Consider the following 26,381-nt stretch of genomic DNA (forward strand, 5'->3'; position numbering starts at 1 on the left):
TCACGACGCGTTCGGCGCAATGCGCACGGACTGCCCGGCGCTGATTGCATCGCCGGGATTGTCGATTACGCGATCCGTAGCATTCAAGCCAGTGGTGACCTCAATGCTCGTGCCGAAATCGCGTCCAACGCCGACCGCTTTGAGCGCCGTCTTGCCGGCAGCATCCACGACGGCGACAGTCACGCCATCGGGCCTGAAGAGCAGCGCGCTGACGGGCAGGTCGAGTGCCGGATGCGGATTTGCGAGCCCGAGATGAACCTGCGCATAGGCGCCCGGCATCAGCGCGCCGTCGCGATTATCGACGTCGACTTCCACACGCAGCGTGCGGCTGACCGGATCGATAGAACCCGTATCGCGCGCAACTTTTGCCGCAAAGCGTTTTCCCGGGAATTGCTGTACGCTCAGATAAACCGCTGTGCCGGACGTGACATACGGTGCATCGTTTTGCGGGACATCGACGAAAACGCGCAATGTGTCGGTCTGCTGCACATGAAAAAGCTCACCCGTGTTGCTTCCCAGTCCCGGCGTGCTGCCCGCGCTCACAAGCGCGCCTACATCCACGTTGCGCGCGGTGATGACGCCACTGAACGGCGCGGTCACCTTCTCGTACGAGACCAGTTCCGACAGCCGTTTCACGTTGGCAATCGCAGATTGCAGCATCGCGCGCTTGGCGTCACGGTCGCTGCTCTTGGTCTCCGCGTCCTGCTGCGATACCGACTGCGTGGTCAGCATCTGCTGCCAGCGTTCCGCGGTGGCGTCGGCGTAAGCGAAGTTCGCCTGCGCGGTGGCCTGATCCGCACGCGCTTGCGCGAGTTGCGCATCGAGTTCCGGTGTCTGGATGACCGCCAGCGTCTCACCTGCAGAGACCTTGGCACCAATGTCGCGCGTCCAGTGTTGAACGTAACCACTCGTGCGCGCGTAGATCGCAGCGTCGGCAAACGGCGTGACGGACCCGGGCAGCAGCAGCTCTTGCTGCGCGGGCGCAACGCTAGGTTTGATCACCGATACGACCAAGGCGCTCTGTGCATTGGTTTGAGCGGTTAGCGCCGTGCTCGCGTGCAGCCGGGGCACGATACCCAGGATCAGCAGCGCGGTAGCGGCCCCGATCAGTGCAATGGGCAAGACATACCGGCGCCGGGCCCGATCGGCCGGGGCGACATCAGACTTGGGTGGATCGGAATGCGGATTCATTGAAATGCCTTGTTTGCAGGTTGATGCGCAATATTGCGGATTGACTAGTGAGTAGGGCGAGGTTCCGGGCCGTTTGCTTCCACCGGGCCATCCTTGCGTTTCTTTTCACGCCGTTCGCGCCACGCGTGAACCATGCCGAAGACCACTGGCACGAATAGCAGCGTCGAGACCGTGCCGATTGCGAGGCCGCCAATGACAGCACGACCCAAAGGCGCGTTCTGTTCGCCACCGTCGCCGAGTCCGAGCGCCATCGGCAACATGCCTATGAGCATGGCAAGTGCTGTCATGAGCACTGGCCGGAAACGGCTGAAACCTGCTTCCAGTGCAGCCTTTAAAGGTGGCGCGCCACCTTGAAGCATCTCGCGAGCGGTGTTGATGACCAGGATGCTGTTCGCGGTAGCAATACCGATACACAAAATCGTTCCCGTCAACGCCGGCACGCTGAGCGTCGTGTGGCTGGCAAACAGCATCCACGCTATGCCTGCAAGCGACGCAGGCAGGCCGCTGATGATGATCAGCGGGTCGAGCCATGACTGGAAGTTGACGACCATCAGCAGATAAACGAGCACGACGGCGAAGGCGAGTCCCATGCCGAGGCCCGTGAACGAGTCGTGCATCGACTGCACCTGACCACGAATCACGATCGATGATCCCGCGGGCAGTTTTACCTTTGCCTGATCGACGAGCGTGGTGACGTCCGCCGCTACCCCGGCAAGATCGCGCCCTTGTGCGGATGCATAGATGTCGAGCACGGGCTGCACGTTGTAATGCGAGACCACCGCTTCCTGCGATACCCGCGACATCGTGGCGAGCGATCCCAAGATGTTCTGCGGCGCGCTCGAGTTGGCAACCTTGGTCAACGGCAGGTTGGCAAGTGTCTGAAGCGAATGGATATCGTATTGCGGGACTTCGGCCATCAACGGATAGCTCACGCCGTTTTTTGGATCGAGCCAGAAATTCGGCGTTGTTTGCGAGCTGCCCGAGAGCGCAATCAGCAGGTTCTGCGCAACGTCGTGCTGTGTCAGGCCGGCCTGCAATGCCTTGGTGCGATCGACATCCAGGTTGATTGCCGGTTCGTCGCCTGGCTGCTGGATGCGGGCATCGACAAGACCGCGCACGCCGCGCAGCTTCGCTAGCAAATCGTTCGCGACCACGCGATTCTGGTCGAGTTTGGCTCCGACGATCTGGATGTCGATGGGCGCCGGCAAGCCGAAGTTTAGGATCTGGCTGACGATATCAGCGGGCAGGAACGCGAATGTGACACTTGGAAACGCGTTCGTGAGGGTGTTACGCAGCGTCGTCACATAGCCGGCTGTCGGCTTGTGGCCGGGCTTGAGCGACACCATGATGTCCGCATCTTCCGAACCGATCGGGCCGGAAGACGCATAGGTCAGGTTGATCCCGCTCACCGGCACGCCGATGTTGTCGAGCAGCGCGGCCTGTTCGGACTTCGGGATCACCGTGTTGATTTTCGCTTCGACTTCGTCCGCGATGCGAGCGGTCTGTTCGATCCGCGTGCCAGTCGGCGCGCGCATATGGAGGCGAATTTCGCCGGCATCGACTGTCGGGAAGAAGTCCTGTCCGGTGAACGGAATCAATGCCAGTGAACCAACGCACACGAGCATGAAGATCGGCAAAAACATGCGCCAACGTTCAATAGCGCGGCCAAGCATGCGCTTGTAACCGCCGCGAAACTGTTCAAAACGACGCTCGAACGCGGCCTGGAAGCGGATCAGCACGCCGAAGCGGCCGGGGGGCGCGGCGTTGTCGCGGGACCGCGCTTTCATCAGGTACATTGCGAGCGTGGGAATCAGCGTGCGGGAGAAGAAGTAAGACGCGATCATTGCAAACACGACTGCTTCGGCCATCGGCACGAACAGATATCGCGCAACGCCGCTCAGCAGGAACATCGGTACGAACACGATACAGATCGACAGCGTCGACACGAAGGTCGGCACGGCAATTTCGCCCGAACCGTTCAGGATGGCATCGTGCAAAGGCGCGCCATTCTCCAGGTGGTGCGTGATGTTTTCGATGGCGACCGTTGCGTCATCCACCAGGATCCCGACCGCGAGCGCGAGGCCGCCGAGCGTCATAATATTGATGGTCTCGCCCAGCACGGAGAGACCAATGAGCGACGTCAGGACGGCCAACGGAATGGTCACAGCGATGATCAGCGTAGCGCGCCAACTGCCGAGGAACAGGAGGATCATCAGCGCGGTCAGGCATGCCGCGATCAGCGCTTCGCGCACGACGCCTGTTATGGCCGATTTCACGAAGACAGACTGATCGCCGAGCGGCGTGACCACGAGCGACTTGGGCAGCCCGGCGGTGATGTTCGGCAGCATCGACTTGATCTGGCTGATGATGGTCAGCGTCGACGTACTGCCGGTCTTCTCGACTTCGAGCAGGGCCGCACGCGAACCGTTGCTGCGCACGATGTTCGTTTGCGGCGCGTAGCCGTCGCGAACCTGCGCGACGTCGCGTACATACACCACGCCGCCATTGACCGTCTTGATCGGCAGGTTGTTTAGCGCCGCGACGCTCGTCGTGCTGCCGTTCATTTGCACGTTGTACTCGCGCGTGCCGATCTTCGCCGTGCCGCCCGGCAGGATCAGGTTCTGCGTATTGACGGCGTTGACCACATCGAGTGGTGAAAGACCTTTCGCCTGCAACGCGCGCGAGTTGATGTCGACCATGATCTGCCGTACCTTGCCGCCGAAGGGCAAGGGCACAGCCGCACCTTGAACTGTCGCGAGTTGCGTGCGAATAAAGCTGTTGCCGAGGTCATACAGGGTTTGCTCAGGCAGCGACTTGCTCGAAAGACCCAGCTGCAGGATCGGCACCGTTGAAGCGTTGTACGTGATGATATTCGGTGGCAGGGTTCCGGGCGGCAGCACGCGCAGGATCGAGGCTGAGTTCGATGCTGCTTGAGCAATCGCGCGATTAATGTCGGCGCCGGGGTGGAAGAATACCTTTACCACTGAGACGCCATTGAGCGACTGCGATTCAATGTGTTCGATATCTTCGACGTCCGAGGTCAGGGCGCGTTCATAGTTCGACGTGATCCGGTGCGCCATGTCCTCGGCGGAGAAGCCGTTATACGACCAGACAATGCTGACCACCGGGATATTGATGCTTGGGAAGATATCAACCGGTGTTCTGACAATTGCAAGCGGCCCCAGGATAAAGAGAAGGATCGCAAGGACGATGAACGTATAAGGCCGGTTGAGGGCGAGTCTGACGATCCACATAGGGTTTCCTGAACGGTGAGCCGTAAGAACACGGTCGGGCTTCTTGATGAGCGAGTCTCGCCGACCCGCACTTACCGGATACCGTCGAGTTAATTACAAATACGTCATGTTGAAAACGCCTCCGAATTGCCGTTTGCAAGCGGCTCCCACAGTTATCAATCTTGTAATGGAATGGTCGGCTTGCTGTCACCCTCGTCCTCGCACAATGCATTCAGGCTGTCTCACAACGAGAAGTCATGATCAACGTTCAAGAGGTGTCAACTATGAAACGCGCAATCCAGGCATTCCTGATGGCTGCTGTCCTTACCGCTCCGGCCCTGACATTTGCACAGAGCAACAACGACCCGATAACCCAAGCCCAGGTCAAGGCCGAACTCGTGCAGATCGAAAATGCCGGATATCACCCTGCACAGAAAGGCCTGCATTATCCGGACGATATCCAGGCTGCCGAGGCCAGGCTGAACGATCAAGCGAACACGGGGTACGGAGGTGCGGTCAACGGTACGACTGGAAGCGGCAGCACTGTCAATGCGCAGCCCGACTCAAACTGATGCGTGTCTATGCCCGCCGAATCCGACGTCCCGGCCGCCACGAATCGCAGATAACAGTTTTGTAATCGCGATGCGAAGTGACTGGCGTAATATCGATGCAAGTCAATCAACGCGGCGCCGAGGCAAAAACATGAGGATCCTGGTCGTTGAAGATGAGCAGAAGGCACTCGCTTATATCAAGAAGGGCCTCGAGGAAGCGGGTTATTCCATAGACACAGCAGCGGACGGCGCCGAAGGCCTGATCCTTGCGAGAGAAGAAAATTACGACGTCATCGTCCTTGACGTGATGTTGCCGACTATGGACGGATGGGCTGTCCTCAAGAACCTGCGGACCTTGAAGGCTACGCCAGTACTTTTCCTGACCGCACGCGACGACGTCAGCGATCGCGTTCGCGGACTCGAGCTGGGCGGTGACGATTACCTCGTCAAGCCATTCGCGTTTGTGGAGTTGCTCGCGCGTGTGCGCACGCTGGCGCGGCGCGGACCACCGCGGGAAAGCGACCTGATCACCGTCGCCGATCTGGAGATCGATGTCACGCGTCGCAAGGTGCGTCGGGCGGGCAAGCGCATCGAGCTGACGCCCCGTGAATTTGCATTGCTGCAATTGCTCGCACGCAAGAAAGGCGAGGTGATGAGCCGCACTCAGATCGCTTCTTACGTATGGGACATGAATTTTGACAGCGACACAAACGTCGTGGAAGTGGCGATCCGCCGCCTGCGCGCGAAGATCGACGAAGAGTTCGAAGTAAAATTGATCAGCACCGTGCGCGGTGTCGGCTACGTGATCGACACGCGAGAAGACGACTAATGCTGAGGCGCGCTCGGTCCCGCTCGCTGACAGCGACGCTCGCGCTGGTATTTGCCGGCACCACGCTTGCCGTTTTCGCACTGGTCGGCAGCTACGTCTACCTGGCGCTTGCGCACGAAGTGCGGACTCAGGACGATCTGGATATCGTGCTCGCAACCCGTCATACCCGCCGGCTGGTGGAAGAGCTCGCCGATACCCGCGATCTACGTATGCACGACGAGCGGATCGAGAGCCAGGTTCTCGGCAACGAGGCTTTGTCGGTGGAAGTGCTTGACGCAGAGGGACAAGTGCTGCTGCAGCATAATCGTCTCGAAACGGCGGACCGGCTGTCATGGCCTCCCGACGTCATTGCGGCGTCGCGGCAGATCACAGCCGCGGCGATCGTCGAGCGTTCGGCTACCGACAAGACACCTTTCCGGCGCATCGCTGCGATGGGGCGGCTGGCCGATGGATCGGACGTTACGATCATCGTGACGCGCAACATGCATGACCGATGGCTATTGCTGGACCAGTACCGGGACCGGCTGCGTTATGCAGGGACTGCTGGCGTCCTGATCGCGTTCCTGATGAGCTATCTGCTGGTACGGCGTGCGCTGAGTCCGCTCCGAGCGATTGCCCGTAGTGCCGAGAACTTTACTGTCGACAATCTTGCTTCGCGCATCAAGGTAGGTAACGTGCCGCAGGAGCTCCAGACACTGGTCGTTTCACTGAATACCATGTTCGCGGGATTCGAGCAGGGCTTTAACCGGTTGTCCGGGTTCACCGCGGACCTCGCGCACGATATGCGAACGCCGCTGGCAAATCTGCGCGGCGCGACGGAAGTCGCGCTGGCGAGGCCGCGCTCGTGCGAAGATTATCAGGCGGTACTTGCGTCCAATCTGGAGGAGAGCGACCGGCTTTCACGCATGATCGAGAACGTGCTGTTTCTTGCGCGTGCAGAACATCCAAATTTCGCGAAGCACACGCTGGAATTTAGTATCGGTGATGAACTGCTGCGAATCGCGGAATATTTCGAAGGCATTGCCGATGAAGCCGGCGTACATTTGCAGGTAAGCGGCGGCGGGCGGCTCTGCGCAGATGTAGAATTGTTCCGACGCGCGGTCAGCAATTTGCTCGCGAACGCAGTCCGCTATACGCCACGAGCGGGCAAGATCACGCTCGATGCCAAGGCCCTGGATGGCATGATGCGCGTCTCGGTGACCAATCAAGGCGTTCCGCTCGATCCGGCTTTAATCGAGCGCGTGTTCGATCGGTTTTATCGTGCGGACCCGTCCCGTGCCGGCAGTCACTCAACAGGCGGATCAACCGGATTGGGACTCGCGATCGTTCGGACCATTATGGAGCTGCACGGCGGTCGTGCACACGCTGAAAGCGAGTGCGACGCGACTCGCTTCGTCCTTACCTTTCCTCTCACAAAAGGCCGGACCTAGCCACCTCGCGCACAAGGTCGACGCGTCCTGTGCGGCGGCCGCCAAAGATAACGATTTCGTGATGACGCCGTCAGCGTCGCGCCAGTGTCTGGGGTCGACAATGAAGACCAATCGCTTTGTTTTCGTTGCCATCGACATTGAGGACACCCGTCATGAAACTGCTCGTCTGCGCCGTTGTAGCCTTTGTCGCGCTTATTTCCGTGACATCGTTTGTGCAATCGTCCAATGCTCCATTGACCCGCAGGCAAGTCCTAGAGCAAGTGATTCAACTTGAGCAGGTGGGATACCGGGCGAGTACCCACGATTCGGACTATCCACGCGATATTCAGGCGGCCGAAGCGAAAGTGTGGGCGCTCAACGCTTCGTCCCATAGCGCATATCGCACGGCCGCTGCGCACGCGTCTGCAGGCGTACAGTGAGTCCGGCTACCATGGGCACGTTCAAACGCGCACAGCAATCAATTGACGAACCGATTGACCGATTGAGCCGTCATCGCGCATTCGCCGCAGCATATGTGGCCGCTGCTCTGAGCGATGTGAACGAACCGGAGCGTCGGGCCGGCGGGCTTCTTGCTCCCAGGACAGTAGCCGAAGCATATGGAGAGCTTGGTGCCGTTGCGAAAGCAGGGCAGGTCAGCCTACGCGTCCGTTGATCGAGCGATGGAATGGAACGGTGAACACAATGACGTGAAGTCAGCGAGGCCACTCAAGGTCCTTGCTTTGCGGATTTGAAGTGGGAGAGATTAAAAGCCCCTTCACGCAAAGTCTAACCGAGATCCGAAAGAGATCCGATGTTAGCATCTTCGGCCGTAAATACTCTTGCCGTTGTGCCGTTTCCGCTCTTGAAAGTAGTTCACGTCAAATCAGCAAAGGTTGCGAAGTATGCACGCTTCGGCACTCGGCCAGTCCATGCGCGGCTGTTACTCATAGGCAGTTCTACCGGGCAGGCGAGTAGGTAAGAAACCTACTCGCCGGCCCTGAAAAGCCTAGCGGTGTTCGTTGTCGCCCAGCTCCGTGCCCGGTGTCAACGCCACTCCACGCAGCACCTCACCAAAGCCAGCCGAGCGCAACGTCACGAATCGCAAATGCTCCGCTGCGCTTTTGTCCTTCAGTACGTCTTGCACCGCAACCAGACGATTCGGATCAGCACCGGTGTCGCCATTACCACTGACGGTGGAGGTCGTCGCCCATACCGTGACGATGCCGTCGCGGCCAACATGACCGACGATGTTGCGTAGTCCGTCGGTCGCAGGCGTCCAGGGTAATCCCGTTGCGGCATTACTACCCATCGGATAGCCGTGTACTGAATACGGTTTTCCCAGCCCAAGGCCGTCGACCAAGGTATAGGCTAAAGTCCATATGCGGCTCGCTGGATTGAATACCCATTTTTGCAACCCTGCACTCTTTTGAGCCGCGGCGTGCGTGAATAGGTCACCGCCACCGGTGTAGCCATCTCCCTCATCGGCGACATAAAGCGTATTGGAATCGGCGAACCACAAACCGAACGGGAACATGGCGGCCGGTGTCACCTTGTTTGAGGTGGAGGGGAAGCCGGCAAGGATGCACATGTTCGAGGGCAGCCCGTCACTTTGGAGCGTAGCCGGGGCATAGGCAAGTGGATCGACCGGGAGCTTCGCATGAGGGGCGGGAATGCCTGTGCCGTTCGGACATGCGTTACCGGTCGTGTCCACGAAATACACCGTGTTGACGCCATTGCTGCCGCTGCCCTTCGTCATGTAGACGACGTTGTTGAATACCGTGAGGCCACGGAAGTTATCGTCTTTGCCTATCTTGTCAGCCGAGACGCCTAGTTTCGTTACCGAGAAGCTGGCAAGTGGCGTGGGCGTCGAGGGAGTCTGTTGAGCTTCGGGTAGGGTGGATTGAGCTATAAACTGCGCACCTGCGCCCAAGACCACGCCTGAGGGTTGCGGGTTACTGCCGTTGCCTGCGTTGCCGGTCGTGAAGAAGAATCGCTTGTCGCCCTCTTCAATCAGGACAGCCGAGCGGCCGTTGTTGCCGCTGTAGGCATTTGTTTCGGTGAAAGTGAAACGTCCGTCGCGATCGACGGTTGCGACCGCGCGATAAAACGCCTGGCCGTCAGGATTGGTCGGATCGACTGCTCCGGGTGTATTGGAGTTCGAGACATCGATCTGGTTGATCGGTGCAACATAACCCATGAACGTGAGCGTCCGGCCGTCTGGCGTGAGGTGCAGGCCGACCTCTGACTTCGAACTGAAACTCGTTGCTAGATGATCGCCTTTTGCCGCCGGATCGGTTGTGTAGGGCACCTCCAGGCTACTGATCGGGAAACCGGTGGGCGTCAACTGGTCGAGAAATATCCTCGATGAAATACCGAAATTTGAGTCGTAGAGGACGTTGTTCCAGACATACGGATAGGTGCCGTCGCTGGTGGCTCCGCTCGGTGCGCTGCATCCTGCGCGTGTCTGCTGACAACCGGGCGGGAGCACCGTGCCTGGCGTTACAATCGCAGACTGGTTGGGATAGACGCTGCGGCTCACGACGAGATTGCCGGGGAAAAATTTGCTGGCGTGCTCGTCATCAGAATCACGGTTATTGGCGAAAGCGCTGGATGCAGCGCCGCTGACGATCGAGAGGGCAAAGGTAAACTGGACCGACCTGCGAAGGACCGGCCAGCCGTTTTTAAGTGACATGTTTGTACCTCGTTGACAAACTTTGAAAGAAACAGCGGCCCTCGTACGGCCGAACTACTCACGGTACGAGGTATTGATGGTTTAGCGGTCGATGTCAAAACCCGGCAGAACGCGGGTGCCTTCGCGGGCGACGGATTGCAGGAGGTCCGGGTCGAGCCCGAGGGACTGAAGGATCGTCGGTGCGACCTGAGTGGTGGTGACGGGCGCGGCGACGGTACTTGCGTGACGCAGTCCCGCATAAGACACGACGAGACCAAGGTGACCGTCGTCGGGTGCATTGCCGCCGTGCTCTTCGTCCTTGGTTTTGCTCGACGTATAGATCACGCCCGGATTGGGTTGCACGATGATATCCGGCGTGCGGCCGCGTGCTGGATCGCCGAACGCATTTTCCATCCGCTCGCCAGAAAGAATATAGGCTTGCGGTCCATCAGCGCAGATGCCGGGCGCATTGCAATCGAGGTTCGCGCGCAGCGTCTTGACGGCGGCGTCCGTCTGGCTGCGATCACGCAACCAGATCAGGCTAACGTCATCGCTTTGCACTAATCCGGTCCCGGAAAGACCGCTGCCGTCGTTGAGATTGCCTGTCTTAGTGGCATTCTGGCCGAAGTTGCCGTTGGCATCGAGGTAACCGTTGGCTTCGAGCAGCGCGGTAACCGTGTCACCATTCTTGATGAGCTTCGTGTGATCGGTCGGCGACTGACCGTGCTTGGCCGTCACGATGATCATCGTTGATGAAAACAGGTTTCGCTGCTTGAGTTCGCTGACAACGCGCCCGAGCGAATCGTCAACGTAGGCAATCGCGGCGGCGACTTGCGGACCCGGCGTGAAGCTCGCGTCGAGGTAACCGCCGCCGCTTGAAACAGTCGCTTTTTGGGCGACGCTCAGCGTCTGGAAATTGGTGCCGAAGAGCGTTGGTACTTTTTCGCGAGTTTTGCCGGTTGAATCCTTGCCGTTGATCTGGTTGATCAGTGCATTCACGTGCAAGTCGTCGAACTTTGACGTATGCGAGTAGACATCTGTGTAGTTTGTTTTTGTTGCTGGGTCGATAGAGTTGATTTCAGTCCGCGCAAGATCGTCTACGCCCAGCCCTGACGGGCCGTTGAGCCAATCGTAGCCCCACGCGTGTTTGTCGGCCCATGCCGTCCGCGCATTTTGTTTATGTTCTTTGATGACTTCGAATACGGTGTTTGTCTTGATGTAGTCATGCGGGTAGACGGGCGTACACACGCCCTTCACCATAGCGTGCGGGATTGCTTGCGGATTAAACGCTCCGCCTCCGTCGAGGTGAATCAAAGCGCCGCCGTTCTCGGCATCGATACCTGTCGTTTCGTCAAATATCACGTTCCACCCTTGCTTGCCAGAGCACGTCGGGTCGCCCGGCGCATAGAGCGTGCGATCGTAGGAGACGTCATAGAAGAGTCCGGCCGTCTTGGGCGATCCACCGGTTGTGAGTGCGGCAAGCCCCGGGAACGAATCCGACAAGCCGGGCGTATGTGCGTTCGTATAGGTCACGCCTGACTTGGCAAGCAAAGCCAGGTTAGGACAAGTGTTCGCCCCAATGCAGCGTGCGACGTCCTGTTCATGCATCCCATCGACGCTGATCAACAACACGCGTTTGGGCGCGTTGTCGTCGCGAGCACTGGCGTTCAGGCTCGCCATTGCCATGAGTACTGCAACGAATACGGTTCGGGTATTCCATTTCTGTGCGGCTTGACGCATTGCTTGTCTCCATGAGATGCGATATTGGGCCTGCTTGAGTCCTCAAAAAGTCCTTACCGTAACTTTCGAGGGTGGCGCAACGGTATCAGCCGCTCATGAAGGATTAGTTACACGTTCGTTTGTATTCCTGATGTTTACGATTGAGTATTGGGTTTGTCAAAATTGGACATGGAAATGTAATTTGATGAAAGCCGGCGCTAATAAATACCTCTCGCTTGCAGCGAAGGCGGTTCGCGCGCCTTGACTTTTTTGTCTCGTTTTACCGGGTCAAGATAAGAAAGATAAAGCTCCGGCAAGCGGTTTTAGCAAGCGCCCTCCAATATTGCATAGTGTTATATCGGCAATAATCGCAGGAGCTTTCCTTATAACTAAGCTTCAGCGAAGTCTCAAGTCAGTAGGAATCCGTCACGTCAAAAAAACCGGGGCTGCGCATTCCCGTATTCTCATACCATCGCATGACGGGTGATGGCGAGCGGTCGATTCTTTTGACTTGAGAGCGCCCCGGATCCTGATAGCCGAGCAATGCGCGGTTCCATGGCCGGGCTCAGGGCCCTAGGGTTCGGGCTGATCGCCGCCAGCAGCTACTTTGCTTAACCATTGATGTCCATCATGGCACCGACGTTGAGTTGCCATCTTGGGCAGGTAATTCGGTGGTTTCGCTCAGTCCACCCCGGGTATTGCGTTGGGCTTGTGTTTATCGTGCAGCTTGGTGATCTTATTGAGACCCGTCGGCCCGTATTGCTCACGCTAACCGGTATGCGTCGCGCAGTTGTTGGTGCTGCAAGTGCCTCACATGCCGCTATGCTCACTGCGGTCAGCAGGTTTTGCTAACGTTGGACTATGCGCGTCGAATCACAAGCTGGAACCACTGTACCAAATTGCGTTGGGTCGAGCGCTTGCTCGCGCGTGTTCCCGATCAAGATGATTGAGACGGTTAAGTTTTTTTTCGAGACGACCGCGCATGGTGCGATGTCATTGCGGTGTAGATAATTGTCTCACTAGCAGGCGCATCGCCAGCCAATTTAAAGGGGTAAAGTCATGTTGGATTGGTAGCAGTATCGGGAGCAGTTGTTTGGCCGCATCAACGAAATCGCGACACTTGTACCAGACTCGGTGAAAGGGTATCAGACGTTGTCGAATGCGGGAACGAAGACCAACCATCTGGATGCGAACACGCGCGAATAAATTGCGATCGCAGTTGCGGTTATGCTCCGATGCGACGGTTGTACTGCGGTGCACAGTGCCGAGGCAGCGAAGCTGGGCGCGACGCGAGAAGAGGTCGCCGAAGAGCTTGGTTTCGCTATCGCAATTAACGCTGGCGCCACGATGGTCTATTCGGCCCGAGTGATGGACGCCATTGCGTAGTAGTCGCGTTGTTGTCTGTTGGTGCTAGACGGGAGCAGAGGACTCTTGCCCCATTCTCTTGCCGTATGTGTTGTTGGAAGCCGGCAAAAAGACTGGGAGACACGTGCGCGAAAGGGTATCGGTTCCCCTGACTATGAGACAGGGAGCCGTCGTGCGATGCACGATCGTTCTTAAGTTAGATAACGACGATGGGAGTGTGGTGAAGCGAGTTGAGGTCGTGCCGTTTCCCAAGCCGACCGAAGACCAGACACCCGCACGCTCTCATACCGATTGCATCGAAGCAAGACGTCGAGCTTGTAGCCAATAGAAAGCGAAGCCGAAACCCAGTACGGCGTGTTGCATCACAGGTCCCCAACCATGCTGATCAACGACCCCACCCAGCACGCTCCGCAAATCCAGGACAAACGTGACGCACTGCACCGCGAGGTTTGCGGCCAGAACCGCGCCAAGAGAACGCGAGTAATCAGCCTTGGATGAGAAGCCGTTCAACAGCCCGAATCCAAGCAGGAAAGCGCCGATGTCGCGCGCTAGAAGCGTTGCTGTTGGACTTAGGGCGGGTCCAAAGGTGCTCATGAAGTACTGCGGAAAAAACAAAAGACCCAAACCGAAAAGCAGGCCAATTGCGGCGTTGATAAGAAGAAAGGTGGATCGCGTCATGAAATTCTCCATTGCGTCGGGGATTGGAAAGAGATGTCGTGCCTAGGCCGCCGAACGAACCGGGAAACGCCGTGGTGTGCCGATGTAGGAAGTGTAGAGTTGCGCGATTGTGATTACTATCTGCATAATTGAAGATGAAGCAGTGCACAATTCGCATTAATTCGATCGCGCCAACGGATGGGTATATGAAACGAAATGGTCTCTTCGAACTTAACGCCGTGATGGCCGTGGCAAGCCACCTGAGCTTTCGCAAGGCGGCCGACGATCTAGGCATTTCCGCTTCAGCGCTCAGTCATACGGTATCGGACATGGAGGCCCGCATGGCGGTGCGTCTATTTCACCGTACCACCAGGAGCGTTGCTTTGACGCAGGCGGGGGAGACATTTCTGGCGCAGATCAGGCCGGCATTACGCCAAATCGCTGACGCGATGGAATCCACCAACGCCCACCGGGACACTCCTTCCGGGTTGCTCCGCATCAACTGCTTCGAAGGAGCCGCCTCACTGATCCTGGCACCTTTGGTTTTAGAGTTCTTGCGACGCTTCCCAAGAATGGAGGTTGAAATCGTCGTTGAAGCCAACTTATCTGACATTGTCGGCAGCGGCTTCGATGCAGGCATCCGATTCGCCGACAATGTCCCCAAAGATATGGTCGCGGTCGCCTTGACGTCATCGCTTAGCATGGCGATTGTGGGGAGCCCGGAATATTTCGCGAAATGCGATAAGCCGATCGTTCCCGACGACTTGATGGCGCACAGATGCGTTCGCGTGCGTATGTCCAGCGGCAAATTGTTCCAATGGGAATTCGCCCGTAACAGTCAGGCGGTGAAGATCACGCCACCGGGCTACTTGACACTTAATCGTGAGGCTTTGATCCACAAGGCGGCGCTCGAAGGGGCGGGACTTGCTTGTTTGGGAATGTGGAGTATCCGCGAAGATCTCCGCCTAGGACGACTGATACGCGTCCTCGAAGACTGGTCGCCCGACTTCCCAGGGTTGAGCCTTTACTTCTCTGGGCATCGCAACCTGCCCGCGGGACTTCGTGCTTTTGTAGACCTGATGCGCGAGATAACGATAGCCTAGGGTGCAACGATTTAAGCATCTTTTGGCCCTTTAGCACATGGCCGTTTCGCCTCCGTTAGGCGCTTAAGCGATTGCCACAAAATAAAACAGCACACGAACGTCGGTGCCGCATCGTGGCCTGCGCTGTGCGCAAGGGGCGCGTCAGGCATGTCCCACAGCGCCGAAGTTTACGGCGTTGAGAGTCGGAAACCGGATCTGGCCAAATACGAGGGAGTTGTTCCAATAGCGGCGATTCCGGGAATTAGCACGTTCCACTATCCAGGCTGGGTAGCGCGGTAAACACATTCCCGAGTACATGTCATCAGACGTTAGAACGCGCCTCCGGCGATGCGAATGCGCCATGATGTACGTTCGGCAGGTAGCGGCGGAAGAGTCCCCCGTCGAGCGTGATGACATGCACCAATCTCGGTAATAGGAATTCGGTATGTTTTCGAGCATCACTTTCTAATGTGTTGGTGACAAAAAAGACGCTGCTTTATCCAATCTTTTGGACCACATGCCAGGATGCCAAGCTCCAATGACCAACCCCCGAAAACGCTCGCAATCGATGCCGCCGGAATATCCGCACTGACCGCTCGACGCCAAATAGGATGCAACGACGAATGCCACGGTAATAACGATTGCAGACTTTTGCACTCTCGCTCCATCGCCGACAGTAACGTCCCCAGCATATCTTTCGAGTGATCGATTTTTTTTCGTATGATTAATTAGTTTGTTATGTTAATTTTCGCCAGCATCCTTGTGGGCTGATGATTGTGGCATTGAACGAAGCAAACGAAAAGCCTCGACTACAGGCGAGGATATCTGGTGAACACCGCCGGCATGCATGCCAAACCGGTCAACAACGAAATGACCACGGCGTTGTTCATCTCCTAACCATACAACCTACTGTAGGCATAAATTGGTAAGAAAAAGCAGAACCGAGGCAGCGATTTTCACGGCGCGAGAGCGCTGAACTTTTCTCTTATCAACTTGGACGAACATTACGGTAACTTAGTTGTCGGATCAAAAAATTTACTAACCAAGGAAATAGATAGTATGGCATTCGTGATTCGCAAGGACACCGGCAAGAAATTGGGCAGACGACTAACCGGGATATTCCAAAGCATAGCCGCTGTGTTCGCAGTGACTATCGCTGTTTTGCCGTTTTCCGCGCAAGCGCAAAGTGGGACGGGCGACATCGTCGGAAAAGTTACGGTAGGTTATCAGGGATGGTTTTCGGCTGGAGAGGGAACACCCCCGGATGGTCTGGCGTGGGAGCATTGGTCGACCAACAACAAGCTGCCTGCGCCTGCATCAGCAAATATTGCAATTAAAGCATGGCCAGACATGCGTCCCTACCAAACGCTTTACGGAAGCACTCCAATGCAATATCAGAGTGGCTTCGGTACGCTTGGTAACGGCCTGCCGGCGACTTTATTCAGTTCCTATAATCGTGACGTGGTGGACATCCATATGAAATGGCTGGGGGAGTATGGTAAGCCCACCGTTGCGATCCAGCGCTTTAATCCGACCGGAGCTACTGCAGCCACGATCAATGCTGGAAATGTGCTTGCTACTGCCCCTAAGTACGGGGTTAAATTTTACATTGATTACGATATAACGGGATGGACTAACTACGCTACCGAAATCCCAAACGACTGGACCAATGTGATAAATGGCCAGTTGCAGATGACGGCTTCTCCATTCTATGCCAAACAAAATGGAAAGCCAGTCGTGCAGCTTTGGATCGCAACTTCTACCAGCAGCACAACTCCTAAGCAGATGCTTAGCCTTATTACTTGGCTGAAAAATCAGGGGCTTTATGTGATTTTGGGTACATCGCGCGGTTGGCGCACTGATGATCCTGCTTGGCTTCCCGTCTACAACGCAGCAAATATGATTCAGCCGTGGATGATTGGATCGATTGGCAATATTAGTGATTCGGATGCAGTGAAACCTCTTTGGCAGGATGATTTGGCTTATGCAAACGCCCACGGATTCGATTTCCAAGCGGCAGTGCTTCCAGGCGATAACGCTGGGTCACCTCCACAGCGTGTGCATGGAGATTTCATGTGGGAGCAATTCGCGAACGCAGTTTCCACTGGAGTAAAAAGCGTGTACGTCAGTATGTACGATGAGTATAACGAGGGAAATCAAATAATGCCAACCGCTGAGGACGCTTCGATGAGCACGGGCGGGTTACCTACGCTTGATATCGACGGGACTCATTGTTCGGCAGACTATTACATGCGCCTCACTGATGATGGTCAAAAAATGCTGCAAGGGCAACTCGCACTAACATACACGCGGCCCACACAGCCTGTCGTTCAAGTCCAAAAGTTGATCCCTGGCACTACCGTGTCGTTCCAAGCAATGGCAAATGGGAACGATGTCACTGCGGATAACGCTGGCGCAAGCCCCTTGATCGCGAACCGTACCACAGTCGGTCCGTGGGAACTATACATGGTGGTCGATGCTGGCAATACCAACATCGCCCTTAAATCGTTGTCTAACAATCTTTACGTTACCACTGGCAGCAATGGATCAAGTCCTTTAAGTGCTAGCACTGCATCAATTGGATTACGAGAGACCTTCACGGAGGTGCCTGAAGCGGATGGAAATATTGCTTTGCGCGAAACAGCGAGTGGTGCGTATGTCACGGCGGAAAGCGCTGGCACGGCCCCGCTCGTTGCTAATCGTACCTCCGTGGGCCCTTGGGAGACATTTATTGTGACCGCACATTAGCAGTAAGGTCGTGAACTCTGATCTTGCTGCTGGTTGAACACTACTCCCTTCGATCTTTCGGCTCCAGCGGTAATTACACGGCCATCGGTCAGTTGCAGAATTGTTTTTTACGGTGCCGACCTTGACACTCGAGCGACAAAAGTCTGTCCGATGCCGAGGCGACACCGTGCCACACCGTTCGCAACGCCTTTGGCAGGTCCGTTCACGCCCGGCAGGGAGGTGCGTGATGTGAACCTGAAAAGGCTTGGCGCGCTTTGATCGCATGTCAACGTCTAAACCGTAGGCGTTCTCATGTCCAAGGGAGCTGACTGTCTATCCGTACGGGGCGACCTCATTTGCATATAGGGAGGTGGAGATCGAAACATACATCGTATAGCGCCGGCCATGATTCAACAACTTAAGGCATCCCAACGACTTCCAATTAGTGCATCGAGCGATTAAACGCTACGTGCGACCAATGCTAGAATTTAAGATCCCACGAAATTTGTCGATTGCGTGCCCTGTACCGAACCGTTGCACGGATTAATTGCTACGAACCTTCATGAATCGGAAACCTGGGCAAGTGCGCGATCCAGGGCGATGAAATGTAACGCTGACAATCGCCGCTCAACCACGTAGGAGCCGTCATCCTGCTAGGCTCGCTGCCCCTTGCCGTTCCTCTCTTGAAGGAGGCCGTATCACGCGCTTGACGGAGAATGCACTGCAGAAGCAGAGCAGATGTTGGATCACTGGCGGGCCCCGGAGCCCGACTATCCAGAACGTCAGACGCTGATTAGCTGCCTTGCGGAATAGTAAATCTGAGCGGCAATTGTTTTGACGTTTGCCCGGATCGACTAAGCCTGTAAACGTTGCGAAGAGTCCCCTGGTAAATTGACCCTTAGCAGACCGGCGAAGGATGTGTGGGGGACGGCCGCCTTGCCGCAATGATCATCGCCAGCGATTGGTCGCTGCTGATTTTTCAACTTGAGCTCGGTTTTATACGTTAGTTTCAATCATGCACGTACCCTTAATTCTCTAGATCGACCACGCAAGCGGGCTTTAGAAAATTGATCGTCGTATCTTGACCAATTAATCCAAAATACGTATGATCACCAGATGCCACGCAAAAAAGAATTCGACCGTGAAGCAGTTCTTCGTCTTGCGATTGCCGTGTTTTGCGCTAAAGGCTATTCAGGAGCCTCGACCGACGACCTTCTGCGGCATATGAAGATTGGGCGACAAAGTATGTATGACACATTTGGCGATAAGCGTGCTTTGTTTTTGGAAGCATTGCAGCGTTATAACGCCGATAGTATCGCCGAGTTTTGTCATCACTTGCGAGGCGGTGGTGCGTCGTCGCCTTTAGCGGGCCTCAGGTCCGCGTTGTACCACTACGCTGACAAATCACCTGCTCATCATAGTCGTGGATGCATGGGTGTCAATGCTATATGTGAGCTCGGAACCCAGGATAAAGAGGTTTCACATATCAACGGTGCAAGTGCCATGGTGCTTGGCGCAGCACTTGTCAATATATTTGCCGAAGCCAAGACCAATGGAGAGTTGAGCACAGACATTGATGAACAGGGCGCGGCAGCATTCATCGGGGCGACACTGGTTGGGATGAAGGTCAACGGGCGTGCGGGTGCTTCCACGTCGCAACTTCGACAATTAGTCGATTTCGCTATGGCGGGATTTGAGAAAAGCGTCCGAGTACCTTAGTTTTCCGTTCATCGCGATAAATTTACGAAGTAAGCGTCTCACGTATTCTTTTCGTCACTCACCCTCCGAAGCTCGGATTGGGTGTTTTTTTCTCCTATTCTGGATCATTCTGTCCAGAATAACTGTAAAGGATTAACGTTGAAAGCGATAGTAATGGAGCGATATGGTGCCGCCGAAGTACTGCAATTCTCCGAACGGAAAAGCTCGGCCCCTGGTAGTGGTGAAGTGCGAATAGATGTAGTGGCCGCCGGCGTCAATTACATGGACATCGGAACTCGTGAGGGTCTTTTTAAATTGGTCCCACTACCCTTTACTCCTGGCGTGGAAGGAGTGGGGCGGGTGGCTGAAGTCGGAGCCGATGTTGTCGACTTTAAAGTAGGAGACCGTGTAGCGTGGTTTTTTGTTTGGGGAAGCTATGCCGAACAATTGATCGCACCCGCGCATTCACTAGTCCATGTCCCCGAGGGCGTCTCGGATGAGACCGCTGCGGGACTTCTCATGCAAGGGCTGACCGCGCACCATTTTGTGACTGAGACCTACGCGATTCAGCCTGGCGACACCGCATTAGTACACTCTGCAGCTGGCGGCGTTGGAATGATGCTTTCTCAGATGATTAAATTGCGGGGCGGGCAAGTCATCGGTCGGGTCTCCAGCGCAGACAAAGTAAAAGCCGCTGAGGACGCGGGCGCCGATCAAGTCATCGTGGCCGACTATGGTGATTTCTCAAAGGAGGTGCTTGATTTAACCAGAGGAGAGGGCGTCGCAGTAGTGTACGACGGAGTCGGCGCGGATACCTTCTACGCTTCGCTCGCCTCCCTGCGCCATCACGGAGTGCTGGCTTACTACGGGCACACGATCAAGGCCCTTCCTCCCATTGACCTGCGCACGCTTCCCCGGAGCGTATTGGTTTCCTACCCAACTGTCGGCGATCACGTGCGTACGCGGTCCGCGCTCGTTGCTCACACAACGCAATTGTTTGACTGGATCAAGGCGGGAAACCTTAAGGTGAACGTAGGGCAGACCTACCCCTTGCACGACGCGCCGCGCGCTCACGAAGATATTCAGTCGCGGCGCACGACGGGGAAGTTGTTGTTGCGTCCATAACGAACGTCAATTTTTGCTTTGCGATGCAGCTGAAGTCACAGAGTTGGTTTGCTACGGCAAAGCCCATAGCGATGCCGTAGTGGCATCGTCTGTGGCAACGGTTAGATTTGTGTCGGCGTTACTGTCACGTCATGCAAACCAGCCACACGCATGGTTCGACGGACGGACGGACATGCGATAGTCTCCTTGACCGGAACGCCATCAACCCAGACTCCACGCAACTAGTTGACCCGTGTCGTCGGACTATCAACAAGTATCGCGGTTAGCTCCGTTTTTCTGTACCGTCAGTGCGAACACACACTAGCCTATGTTAAGTGCGGTTTCAGGATATGCACTGATTAGTCCCTCAAGCGCTACCGTGTTACGGGGAGTAAGCACAAAACGGTCGCCGTGGTAGAGAACTGCGCTAGCTAAAGCGTAACCCAAACCACTTGAACGACCGATAATCCACCGGACGCATCAATGATCGACCTTCGACGTCGTTTGGGACCGGAGCCCCGCTCGCAAGGTGGCCGGATTCGATTTACCAAAGAAGGGTGCGACTCCAGTCGACCGTAATGTTACGCAGGGCCAGCCAGATGAACTTGCTGGCCGCGCAGCTGGAAATTAGGAACCGCGCCGATGGCCACGAAACTCGTTTGCTCGGCGACTAATTCTAACCAGCCCTCATGAGACGCAAACTCGGGCAAGTGCCCGATCTAGTGCAATAGAATATAACGCTGACAATCGTCGCTCAGAGCCGTAGCCGCTAGTCGCAGCGTACAACTGCGCGGCGCATTCCGGTTTGGAGCGCAAAGCTTCGGTCGAAGCTAATTGCTGGATGAAGGCGGTCTGAAGCTTGTCAAGCTTGGGTCTGATCTGGTCCTTCAAACTAGCGCGAGGTGAAGTAGGTGCTTTACCGTCGCGATGCCACTGTGCCATCAGGCCGTATTGCACGAGCTTGTTGGCCTCGATTTGATCCGAGAAAAAGTCCCGAGCAAAGCCTTCGGGCACACCTACGGCTGAACTCTCTAAAGCAGCAGTCGAGATTACTTGCTTCTCTCTCTCCAGATCTTCTACCGACTTTCGAGTGTCCCATTTCGTCAGCGCGACGTCACGGGCGACGTCCAAGCGAGTAACAGTCAGCTCAATGAGCGGGTAAAATTCTTTGTTTGGCGCCGGGTTCGCGTTAGCAAGACCGCTTGCGCTCAGCAATGTAGCTGCAACTACTAGATTATCCAATTTCGCGATTTGTCCAAGTCTGTTTTTCATCTTTAGTAATCCGTGTTTATTGCGATACTTCCCAACGAAGATGCAGCGAATCCCGCCGCTCTGCTCTCGCGACTGGTACTCGGGTAGCGACGCCGTCAATTTTTCCAGGACGTTGCGCGTTGATTGCGTCGAACTCAATGGTGAGTTCGATGTCGTGGTTGTGTGAGAAGAAGTTACCGGGGCGTGTTGCGTATTGACTTCGACCAGTTTGGGAATTGCTCCCGAAGGTCGTGTGCACTGAGCTCGCCTTATCACGTAGTACTACCGTTCCACGGAAGTTGCGCTTCAAAACGTTGAGCATTGAGGGGCTAACGGAAGTGCCGTCACGTCTTTTGAACATCTGAACCCTCGGTGTTTCGGGATTGCTCGCGGAAATAGTGGGAAAAAAGAATCCTTCATGTCGCCGATCAAGAGTATGAGGGTCGGCGCAGAGGTAGGTTTTGACTCCGCGTGGCCTGTTAGCGTCAAAGGTCATTCGCCTTATGGCCGGTAATCATCCTCGATCGGAACACCATCAACGCAGACTTCACCAAACTAGTAGACTCGCCGGTGTCGTCAGGCTATCAGCGAGCATCGCGATTAGCTCCCTTTTCTTCACTGGCAATCCGAGACCACACGAGCCTAGCTTAATATCTTCGAACCTGCGCAGTCGGGGGTAACGTCCGGTTCATTTTATTTCAGTGACGAAGCTATCGCGACTACGCCGGACTTTTTTCAGGTTCACGAGCCAATCACCTTCGGCCGCCCGATAACCTAACGGTAGCATGACGACGCTACGCAACTTCTTTGATTTCAAATTGAGGATCTCATCGACTGCTGCTGGGTCGAATCCTTCCATCGGGGTAGCGTCAACCTCTTCGAAAGCCGCAGTAATCAAGGCAACTCCTAAGGCGATGTAAGCCTGTCGTGCGGCGGCCTGATGGTTAGCCTCCGCTCCTCGATTGGCGACGATGCCAAGCAACATCTGGCGGTAATTTTCCCAACCCTCGTTTTTCAAACCTCGGACTTCGTTCGTCAGGTCGAACATCATATCGACTCGATCAGGCGTGATGTCGTCCCATGCAGCGAATATCAGAAGGTGGGAACAGTCGGTCACTTGAGCTTGGTCCCAGGCCACGGTTCGAATCTTTGCGCGGATATCGGCGTTGCTGACTACAATCAATTCAAACGGTTGGAGCCCGCTTGAGGTAGGTGCCAGCCGCACAGCTTCAATGATACGTTCGAGTTTTTCGACAGGCACGCTTTTCTTTGCATCGAACTTTTTGGTCGCATAGCGCCACGTTAGTCTTTCATCTACGGTCGTCATTACTTTTCCCTGAGGGAGATTTGCAAGCAGACAGCGTCAGCGACGCTCCCGCGGTGATACCCTTCATGCGCCCGCAGGTTAAATTGCGGGCTGCAAAAAGGGCGATTGGTTTCCTGCCCGAATGTCGGCGGTCACATGCGTACACGGGTCGGACACAATGCCCACACAACGCGGTTGTTTGAGTGGATCAAGGAGAGAACCTAAGGTCGACGTCGGACGGATCTACCCGCTACCCGCCGCATCGCGCGCTCAGTTGGTTACTCACTCGGGGCGCGCGGCAGGAGCATCACGTTGCGTCCATAGACATCAATTATGTGGTCCTTGTAGTGCGCCAAATTACTCGAGGGGGAGTTCTAACGCAAGGCCCACAGCGACACGCAATCGTGATTGTCTCTGGCTATGGCCAGCATGTTTAAGCTTTATCGCCGGGATACGCAACATCGAGCACGACCATGTTGTGCAACGGGTCAGGGTCACGGCCACCCACCGTGGCCGTGTTGGTGACAAACCCGCCGCGCAAAGATGTCGAAATTATATGCATTTAAGTAGTCCTACCCGGCGCTTCCCTACTGCCGCCTCGCTGAACATTATTTTCCTGTCCACGCCTGCGGCTTCTCTCCGGCTAATTGAGGAAATTTCTCTTCGAGCACGTCCGGGTTGTAGCCGGCGGCTTCAAACAGGTGAGAGAGTGACGCCTCAGCGGCACGGCGCACTTTGCCTTGATCAACGTCCACGAGTTTGCCCTCGAACTTCCGAAAATGTCCGGCGACCATGACGGCGTCAACATGTGAGCGATCGGCTGCATGCACGACAGTACCGAACGCGTTGTTGGAGGGGAACAGACTAATATTGTCAGTGCGAATAAGGATAAGGTCAGCTTGCTTACCTGGTGTCAGGCTTCCTATGCGATGGTCCAATCCAGCACAACGTGCGCCATCGATAGTCGCCGCCTCGAGAATGGATCTGACGGTAACGGGTGACGGCGCGGCGGCGTCGTTTTGATAGCGGCGGCTCTGCGCAATTGCACGCTGCAACGAAAAAGCCACGCGCATTTCGGAAAACATGTCGCCGCCGTAGGCCGTTTCCAGATCGGTACCGATTCCCGGGCGAAGACCATGGTCAATGGCGGCCTGATAAGCGAAAACCCCGCCTGCCAATGCATATTGCGCGTCTGAGCGCGGGTCGACGGTGATACTTACCCCTGCATCAGCAAAGACCTGCCATGCTGAATCGGGAAGGCTGGTGCAATGGTTGAATATGTTGCTTGGGTTAAGCAAACCCACCATTTGATCAAGCATTGGTGCCATCGGATCGAGGAATTCCGAAAGGGTGCGCAGACCCACGCGGCTGGCCAAGGCCCATATTGTCGGATCGGGCTGGCAAAAGATGCCGAGCGTGAGCAATTGATCATCCGACGCGAAGCGTTCGGCTTTGAGACGCTCGAGGTCGTGTGGCCAGTGTTCAGCCCAGCTCCCCGCGAGCGGGCGACCAGGCATATGGAGTGCGCGCAAGCCTGCTTCCTGAAGCGCGTCGATGCAGGCGTCCGTGTGTTCAGGGCTACGCGCATTATGAGAGGCGTCAACGACGGTGGTCGTTCCACTATCCAAACAGCTCAACGCTGTCAGAAGGTTACCTATGTACATGTCCTCGGGGCGATAGAACTTGCCCAGCGTAAAGTGGGTCGCGTCGATATAGTCGCCCAGGGTATCCACGTTAGGCATCAAGCGGCGAAGGGTGCCCTGCCAAGCGTGGCGATGGGCATCCACGAATCCCGGCAGCACAATCGCATCGCTAGCCTCGATCACCTGTGCTTCGCCGACCTGCAGATCAACGCCGACCGCGGCGATTTTGTCGCCCTCTACCAAAACATCGCCGCGAGTAAAATCGCCGAGTTTCCGGTCCATTGTGAGCACGGTGGCTCCTTTAAACAGAATGCGTTGCTGTGTCTTCGTAGTCATGAGAATTCCTTAGGATGAACGTTGAATGGTATCAGCTGGTAACCTAGTGTAAAATACGCACCTTGACGACACTAAGTCACCTTGAGGAAACCGCACGTATGTCCAAATTGTTCGATATAACGCTTCGCGAGGATCGGGTTTTACTCGATCTTCTTGGTGATAAGTGGACAATTCTGGTGTTCGGCTCACTTTGCGATCACCAAGGGCGCCGGCGTTTCAATGCGATACGTCGCGATATCTCGGGCATTTCACAAAAAAGTCTGATCCAGTGTTTGCGGCGCCTGGAGCGAAATGGACTCGTTAAACGGCACGTAATCGATACCGCTCCCCTTGGCGTTGAATACTCGTTCACCGAACTCGGGCGTACGCTGAACGAGCCAGTCAGCAGTTTGCTTGCGTGGACTGCAGCGTACGGGGGCGCGGTGCGAGCCGCCCAAAATGCGCATGACGAGCGGATCTCGACGTTCGAGCAGCGGGACAGCCGACAGTCTGCCTAGCTCGAGGCATTCATTGTCAACACCGACCTGGCGTGCGAACCCGCGGATCAACGCCTAGAACATTTTGGGGTACACGCTGGTAGATCTGGGCATACCCGCACTCTTCCCCTGAGGGAAGTCGGGCTGATCTGACAAAACGGGACCTCTCGCCGGATCCTATCCGTTGAAGTCGGTGCTACGGCTTACCGCTTCATACTCGGCATATTCCGATTGCTGTGCGTCAAGACTAGCGACAATGGCAGGATAGGCGTCGCTACCAAGAATCAAACGGTGCGGTTTGTTGTCGGCCGCAACCATGTCAATGATGACTTTCGCTGCTTTTTCCGGATCGCCCGGATAGACGCTCTCGCCGGCGCTCGAAACAAATTGGCGGAAGGCTCCCGCAGTATCAGCATATGCCTCGATCTGCTCGCTCATCCGGTTGCGCTGTACAATCCCGGTTCTGAAGCCGCCAGGTTCAACAAGCATGACGCGAATGCCAAGTGGTTCTACCTCTTGCCACAGCGCTTCCGTAAGCCCTTCTAAGGCAAACTTGCTTGCAGCGTAATAGCCCATGCCGGCATAGCTGACCACACCCGCCATTGACGAGATGTTGATGATGGTACCTTGACGATGACGGCGCATACCCGGCAACACAGCTCGAATCAGGTTCGCAGCCCCGAAAAAGTTGGTATCGAATTGCCATCTGATATCGTCTTCGCTTCCTTCTTCAACAGCCGCCAGATAGCCAACTCCCGCGTTGTTCACCAAGACATCAATCGCACCAAACCGGGCCTCAGCTTCTCGAACTACGCGCTCTATATCATTGCCTTTTGTAACATCTAGGGACGCGACAAGTGCGGTTTCAGGATATGCGCTGAGTAGTCCCTCAAGCGCTACCGTGTTACGAGCAGTAAGCACAACTCGGTTGCCATGGCGGAGCGCTGCGCTGGCTAAAGCGTAACCCAAACCACTTGAACAACCAGTAATCAACCAGACTGGACGGGACATGAAAACTCCTAACTATTGTGAGTATTGATGCGACGCACGCTCCCTTGTTAAGAGTTGCGAAAAGCGCATCCAATCGACCCTCGATGTCGTTTGAGACGGGAGTCCCTCGTGCAAGATGGTCG

19 protein-coding genes and 1 pseudogene are annotated in these 26,381 nt (G+C 55.9%); 10 read left to right on the forward strand and 10 right to left on the reverse strand.

What is annotated here, in order from left to right; translation table 11 throughout:
• Together AXG89_RS24025 and AXG89_RS24030 are read right to left on the reverse strand one after the other, a co-directional pair.
• Positions 1 to 1,191: an efflux RND transporter periplasmic adaptor subunit gene (locus AXG89_RS24025; RefSeq protein ID WP_062173247.1), complete on the reverse strand. Its 1,191-nt coding sequence runs from the start codon at positions 1,189 to 1,191 to the stop codon at positions 1 to 3.
• Positions 1,192 to 1,235: 44 nt separating this feature from the next.
• A complete protein-coding gene (locus AXG89_RS24030) occupies positions 1,236 to 4,445 on the reverse strand; it encodes an efflux RND transporter permease subunit (protein ID WP_062173250.1) in 3,210 nt (1,069 codons plus the stop codon).
• Between the two features lie 263 nt (positions 4,446 to 4,708).
• Between AXG89_RS24030 and AXG89_RS24035 the strand changes: the two genes are divergently transcribed.
• From AXG89_RS24035 to AXG89_RS24050, 4 genes are all read left to right on the forward strand, one after another.
• Positions 4,709 to 4,996 (forward strand): DUF4148 domain-containing protein, encoded by a 288-nt coding sequence (locus AXG89_RS24035; RefSeq protein WP_062174068.1) that lies wholly within the window; start codon positions 4,709 to 4,711, stop codon positions 4,994 to 4,996.
• Positions 4,997 to 5,126: 130 nt separating this feature from the next.
• Positions 5,127 to 5,804, forward strand: a complete 678-nt coding sequence (locus AXG89_RS24040) for a heavy metal response regulator transcription factor (RefSeq protein ID WP_062174070.1) — start codon at positions 5,127 to 5,129, stop codon at positions 5,802 to 5,804.
• Entirely contained in the window at positions 5,804 to 7,234 is a 1,431-nt protein-coding gene (locus AXG89_RS24045; protein WP_062173252.1) for a heavy metal sensor histidine kinase, read from the forward strand. Before AXG89_RS24040 ends, AXG89_RS24045 begins: the two co-directional genes overlap by 1 nt.
• 152 nt (positions 7,235 to 7,386) lie before the next feature.
• Positions 7,387 to 7,653: a DUF4148 domain-containing protein gene (locus tag AXG89_RS24050; RefSeq protein ID WP_069638434.1), complete on the forward strand. Its 267-nt coding sequence runs from the start codon at positions 7,387 to 7,389 to the stop codon at positions 7,651 to 7,653.
• 566 nt (positions 7,654 to 8,219) lie between these two features.
• On the opposite strand, the gene AXG89_RS24055 is transcribed toward AXG89_RS24050, so the two are convergent.
• A complete protein-coding gene (locus tag AXG89_RS24055) occupies positions 8,220 to 9,905 on the reverse strand; it encodes a hypothetical protein (protein WP_062173256.1) in 1,686 nt (561 codons plus the stop codon).
• 81 nt (positions 9,906 to 9,986) lie between these two features.
• The gene (locus AXG89_RS24060) at positions 9,987 to 11,624 is read right to left on the reverse strand and encodes an alkaline phosphatase family protein (RefSeq protein ID WP_062173259.1); all 1,638 of its coding nucleotides are present in this window, start codon (positions 11,622 to 11,624) and stop codon (positions 9,987 to 9,989) included.
• Positions 11,625 to 12,692: 1,068 nt separating this feature from the next.
• On the opposite strand from AXG89_RS24060, the pseudogene AXG89_RS24065 reads away from it, so the two are divergent.
• Positions 12,693 to 12,989, forward strand: a pseudogene (locus tag AXG89_RS24065) (carboxymuconolactone decarboxylase family protein).
• A 261-nt stretch (positions 12,990 to 13,250) separates the two neighbouring features.
• On the opposite strand, the gene AXG89_RS42315 reads toward AXG89_RS24065, so the two are convergent.
• Positions 13,251 to 13,646, reverse strand: coding sequence for a hypothetical protein (locus AXG89_RS42315; RefSeq protein WP_062173261.1), 396 nt, complete (start codon positions 13,644 to 13,646; stop codon positions 13,251 to 13,253).
• 185 nt (positions 13,647 to 13,831) lie between these two features.
• On the opposite strand from AXG89_RS42315, the gene AXG89_RS24075 reads away from it, so the two are divergent.
• The 4 genes from AXG89_RS24075 to AXG89_RS24090 all read left to right on the forward strand — a co-directional run bounded on the left by AXG89_RS24075 (position 13,832) and on the right by AXG89_RS24090 (position 20,257).
• Positions 13,832 to 14,728, forward strand: coding sequence for a LysR family transcriptional regulator (locus AXG89_RS24075; protein WP_062173263.1), 897 nt, complete (start codon positions 13,832 to 13,834; stop codon positions 14,726 to 14,728).
• A gap of 1,038 nt (positions 14,729 to 15,766) precedes the next feature.
• On the forward strand, positions 15,767 to 17,455 hold the full coding sequence (locus AXG89_RS24080) for a hypothetical protein (RefSeq protein ID WP_062173266.1): 1,689 nt from the start codon (positions 15,767 to 15,769) through the stop codon (positions 17,453 to 17,455).
• Between the two features lie 1,095 nt (positions 17,456 to 18,550).
• Positions 18,551 to 19,153, forward strand: coding sequence for a TetR/AcrR family transcriptional regulator (locus tag AXG89_RS24085; protein ID WP_062173268.1), 603 nt, complete (start codon positions 18,551 to 18,553; stop codon positions 19,151 to 19,153).
• A gap of 81 nt (positions 19,154 to 19,234) precedes the next feature.
• Positions 19,235 to 20,257: a quinone oxidoreductase family protein gene (locus AXG89_RS24090; protein ID WP_335671984.1), complete on the forward strand. Its 1,023-nt coding sequence runs from the start codon at positions 19,235 to 19,237 to the stop codon at positions 20,255 to 20,257.
• A 666-nt stretch (positions 20,258 to 20,923) separates the two neighbouring features.
• On the opposite strand, the gene AXG89_RS24095 is transcribed toward AXG89_RS24090, so the two are convergent.
• The 4 genes from AXG89_RS24095 to AXG89_RS24105 all read right to left on the reverse strand — a co-directional run bounded on the left by AXG89_RS24095 (position 20,924) and on the right by AXG89_RS24105 (position 24,772).
• On the reverse strand, positions 20,924 to 21,646 hold the full coding sequence (locus tag AXG89_RS24095; protein WP_062173271.1) for a chorismate mutase: 723 nt from the start codon (positions 21,644 to 21,646) through the stop codon (positions 20,924 to 20,926).
• Positions 21,647 to 22,175: 529 nt separating this feature from the next.
• A complete protein-coding gene (locus AXG89_RS24100; RefSeq protein WP_062173273.1) occupies positions 22,176 to 22,814 on the reverse strand; it encodes an NAD(P)H-dependent oxidoreductase in 639 nt (212 codons plus the stop codon).
• A gap of 412 nt (positions 22,815 to 23,226) precedes the next feature.
• Complete coding sequence (locus tag AXG89_RS44185) at positions 23,227 to 23,355, reverse strand: hypothetical protein (RefSeq protein WP_257792713.1); 129 nt, start codon at positions 23,353 to 23,355, stop codon at positions 23,227 to 23,229.
• A 46-nt stretch (positions 23,356 to 23,401) separates the two neighbouring features.
• On the reverse strand, positions 23,402 to 24,772 hold the full coding sequence (locus AXG89_RS24105; RefSeq protein WP_062173275.1) for an amidohydrolase family protein: 1,371 nt from the start codon (positions 24,770 to 24,772) through the stop codon (positions 23,402 to 23,404).
• Between the two features lie 98 nt (positions 24,773 to 24,870).
• On the opposite strand from AXG89_RS24105, the gene AXG89_RS24110 reads away from it, so the two are divergent.
• Positions 24,871 to 25,269: a winged helix-turn-helix transcriptional regulator gene (locus AXG89_RS24110; RefSeq protein ID WP_062173277.1), complete on the forward strand. Its 399-nt coding sequence runs from the start codon at positions 24,871 to 24,873 to the stop codon at positions 25,267 to 25,269.
• Between the two features lie 156 nt (positions 25,270 to 25,425).
• Here AXG89_RS24110 and AXG89_RS24115 read toward each other — a convergent pair whose 3' ends face one another.
• Positions 25,426 to 26,259, reverse strand: coding sequence for an oxidoreductase (locus AXG89_RS24115; RefSeq protein WP_062173279.1), 834 nt, complete (start codon positions 26,257 to 26,259; stop codon positions 25,426 to 25,428).
• Between the last annotated feature and the right edge of the window lie 122 nt (positions 26,260 to 26,381).

The sequence above is a fragment of the Burkholderia sp. PAMC 26561 genome (assembly GCF_001557535.2).
Lineage (GTDB): Bacteria > Pseudomonadota > Gammaproteobacteria > Burkholderiales > Burkholderiaceae > Caballeronia.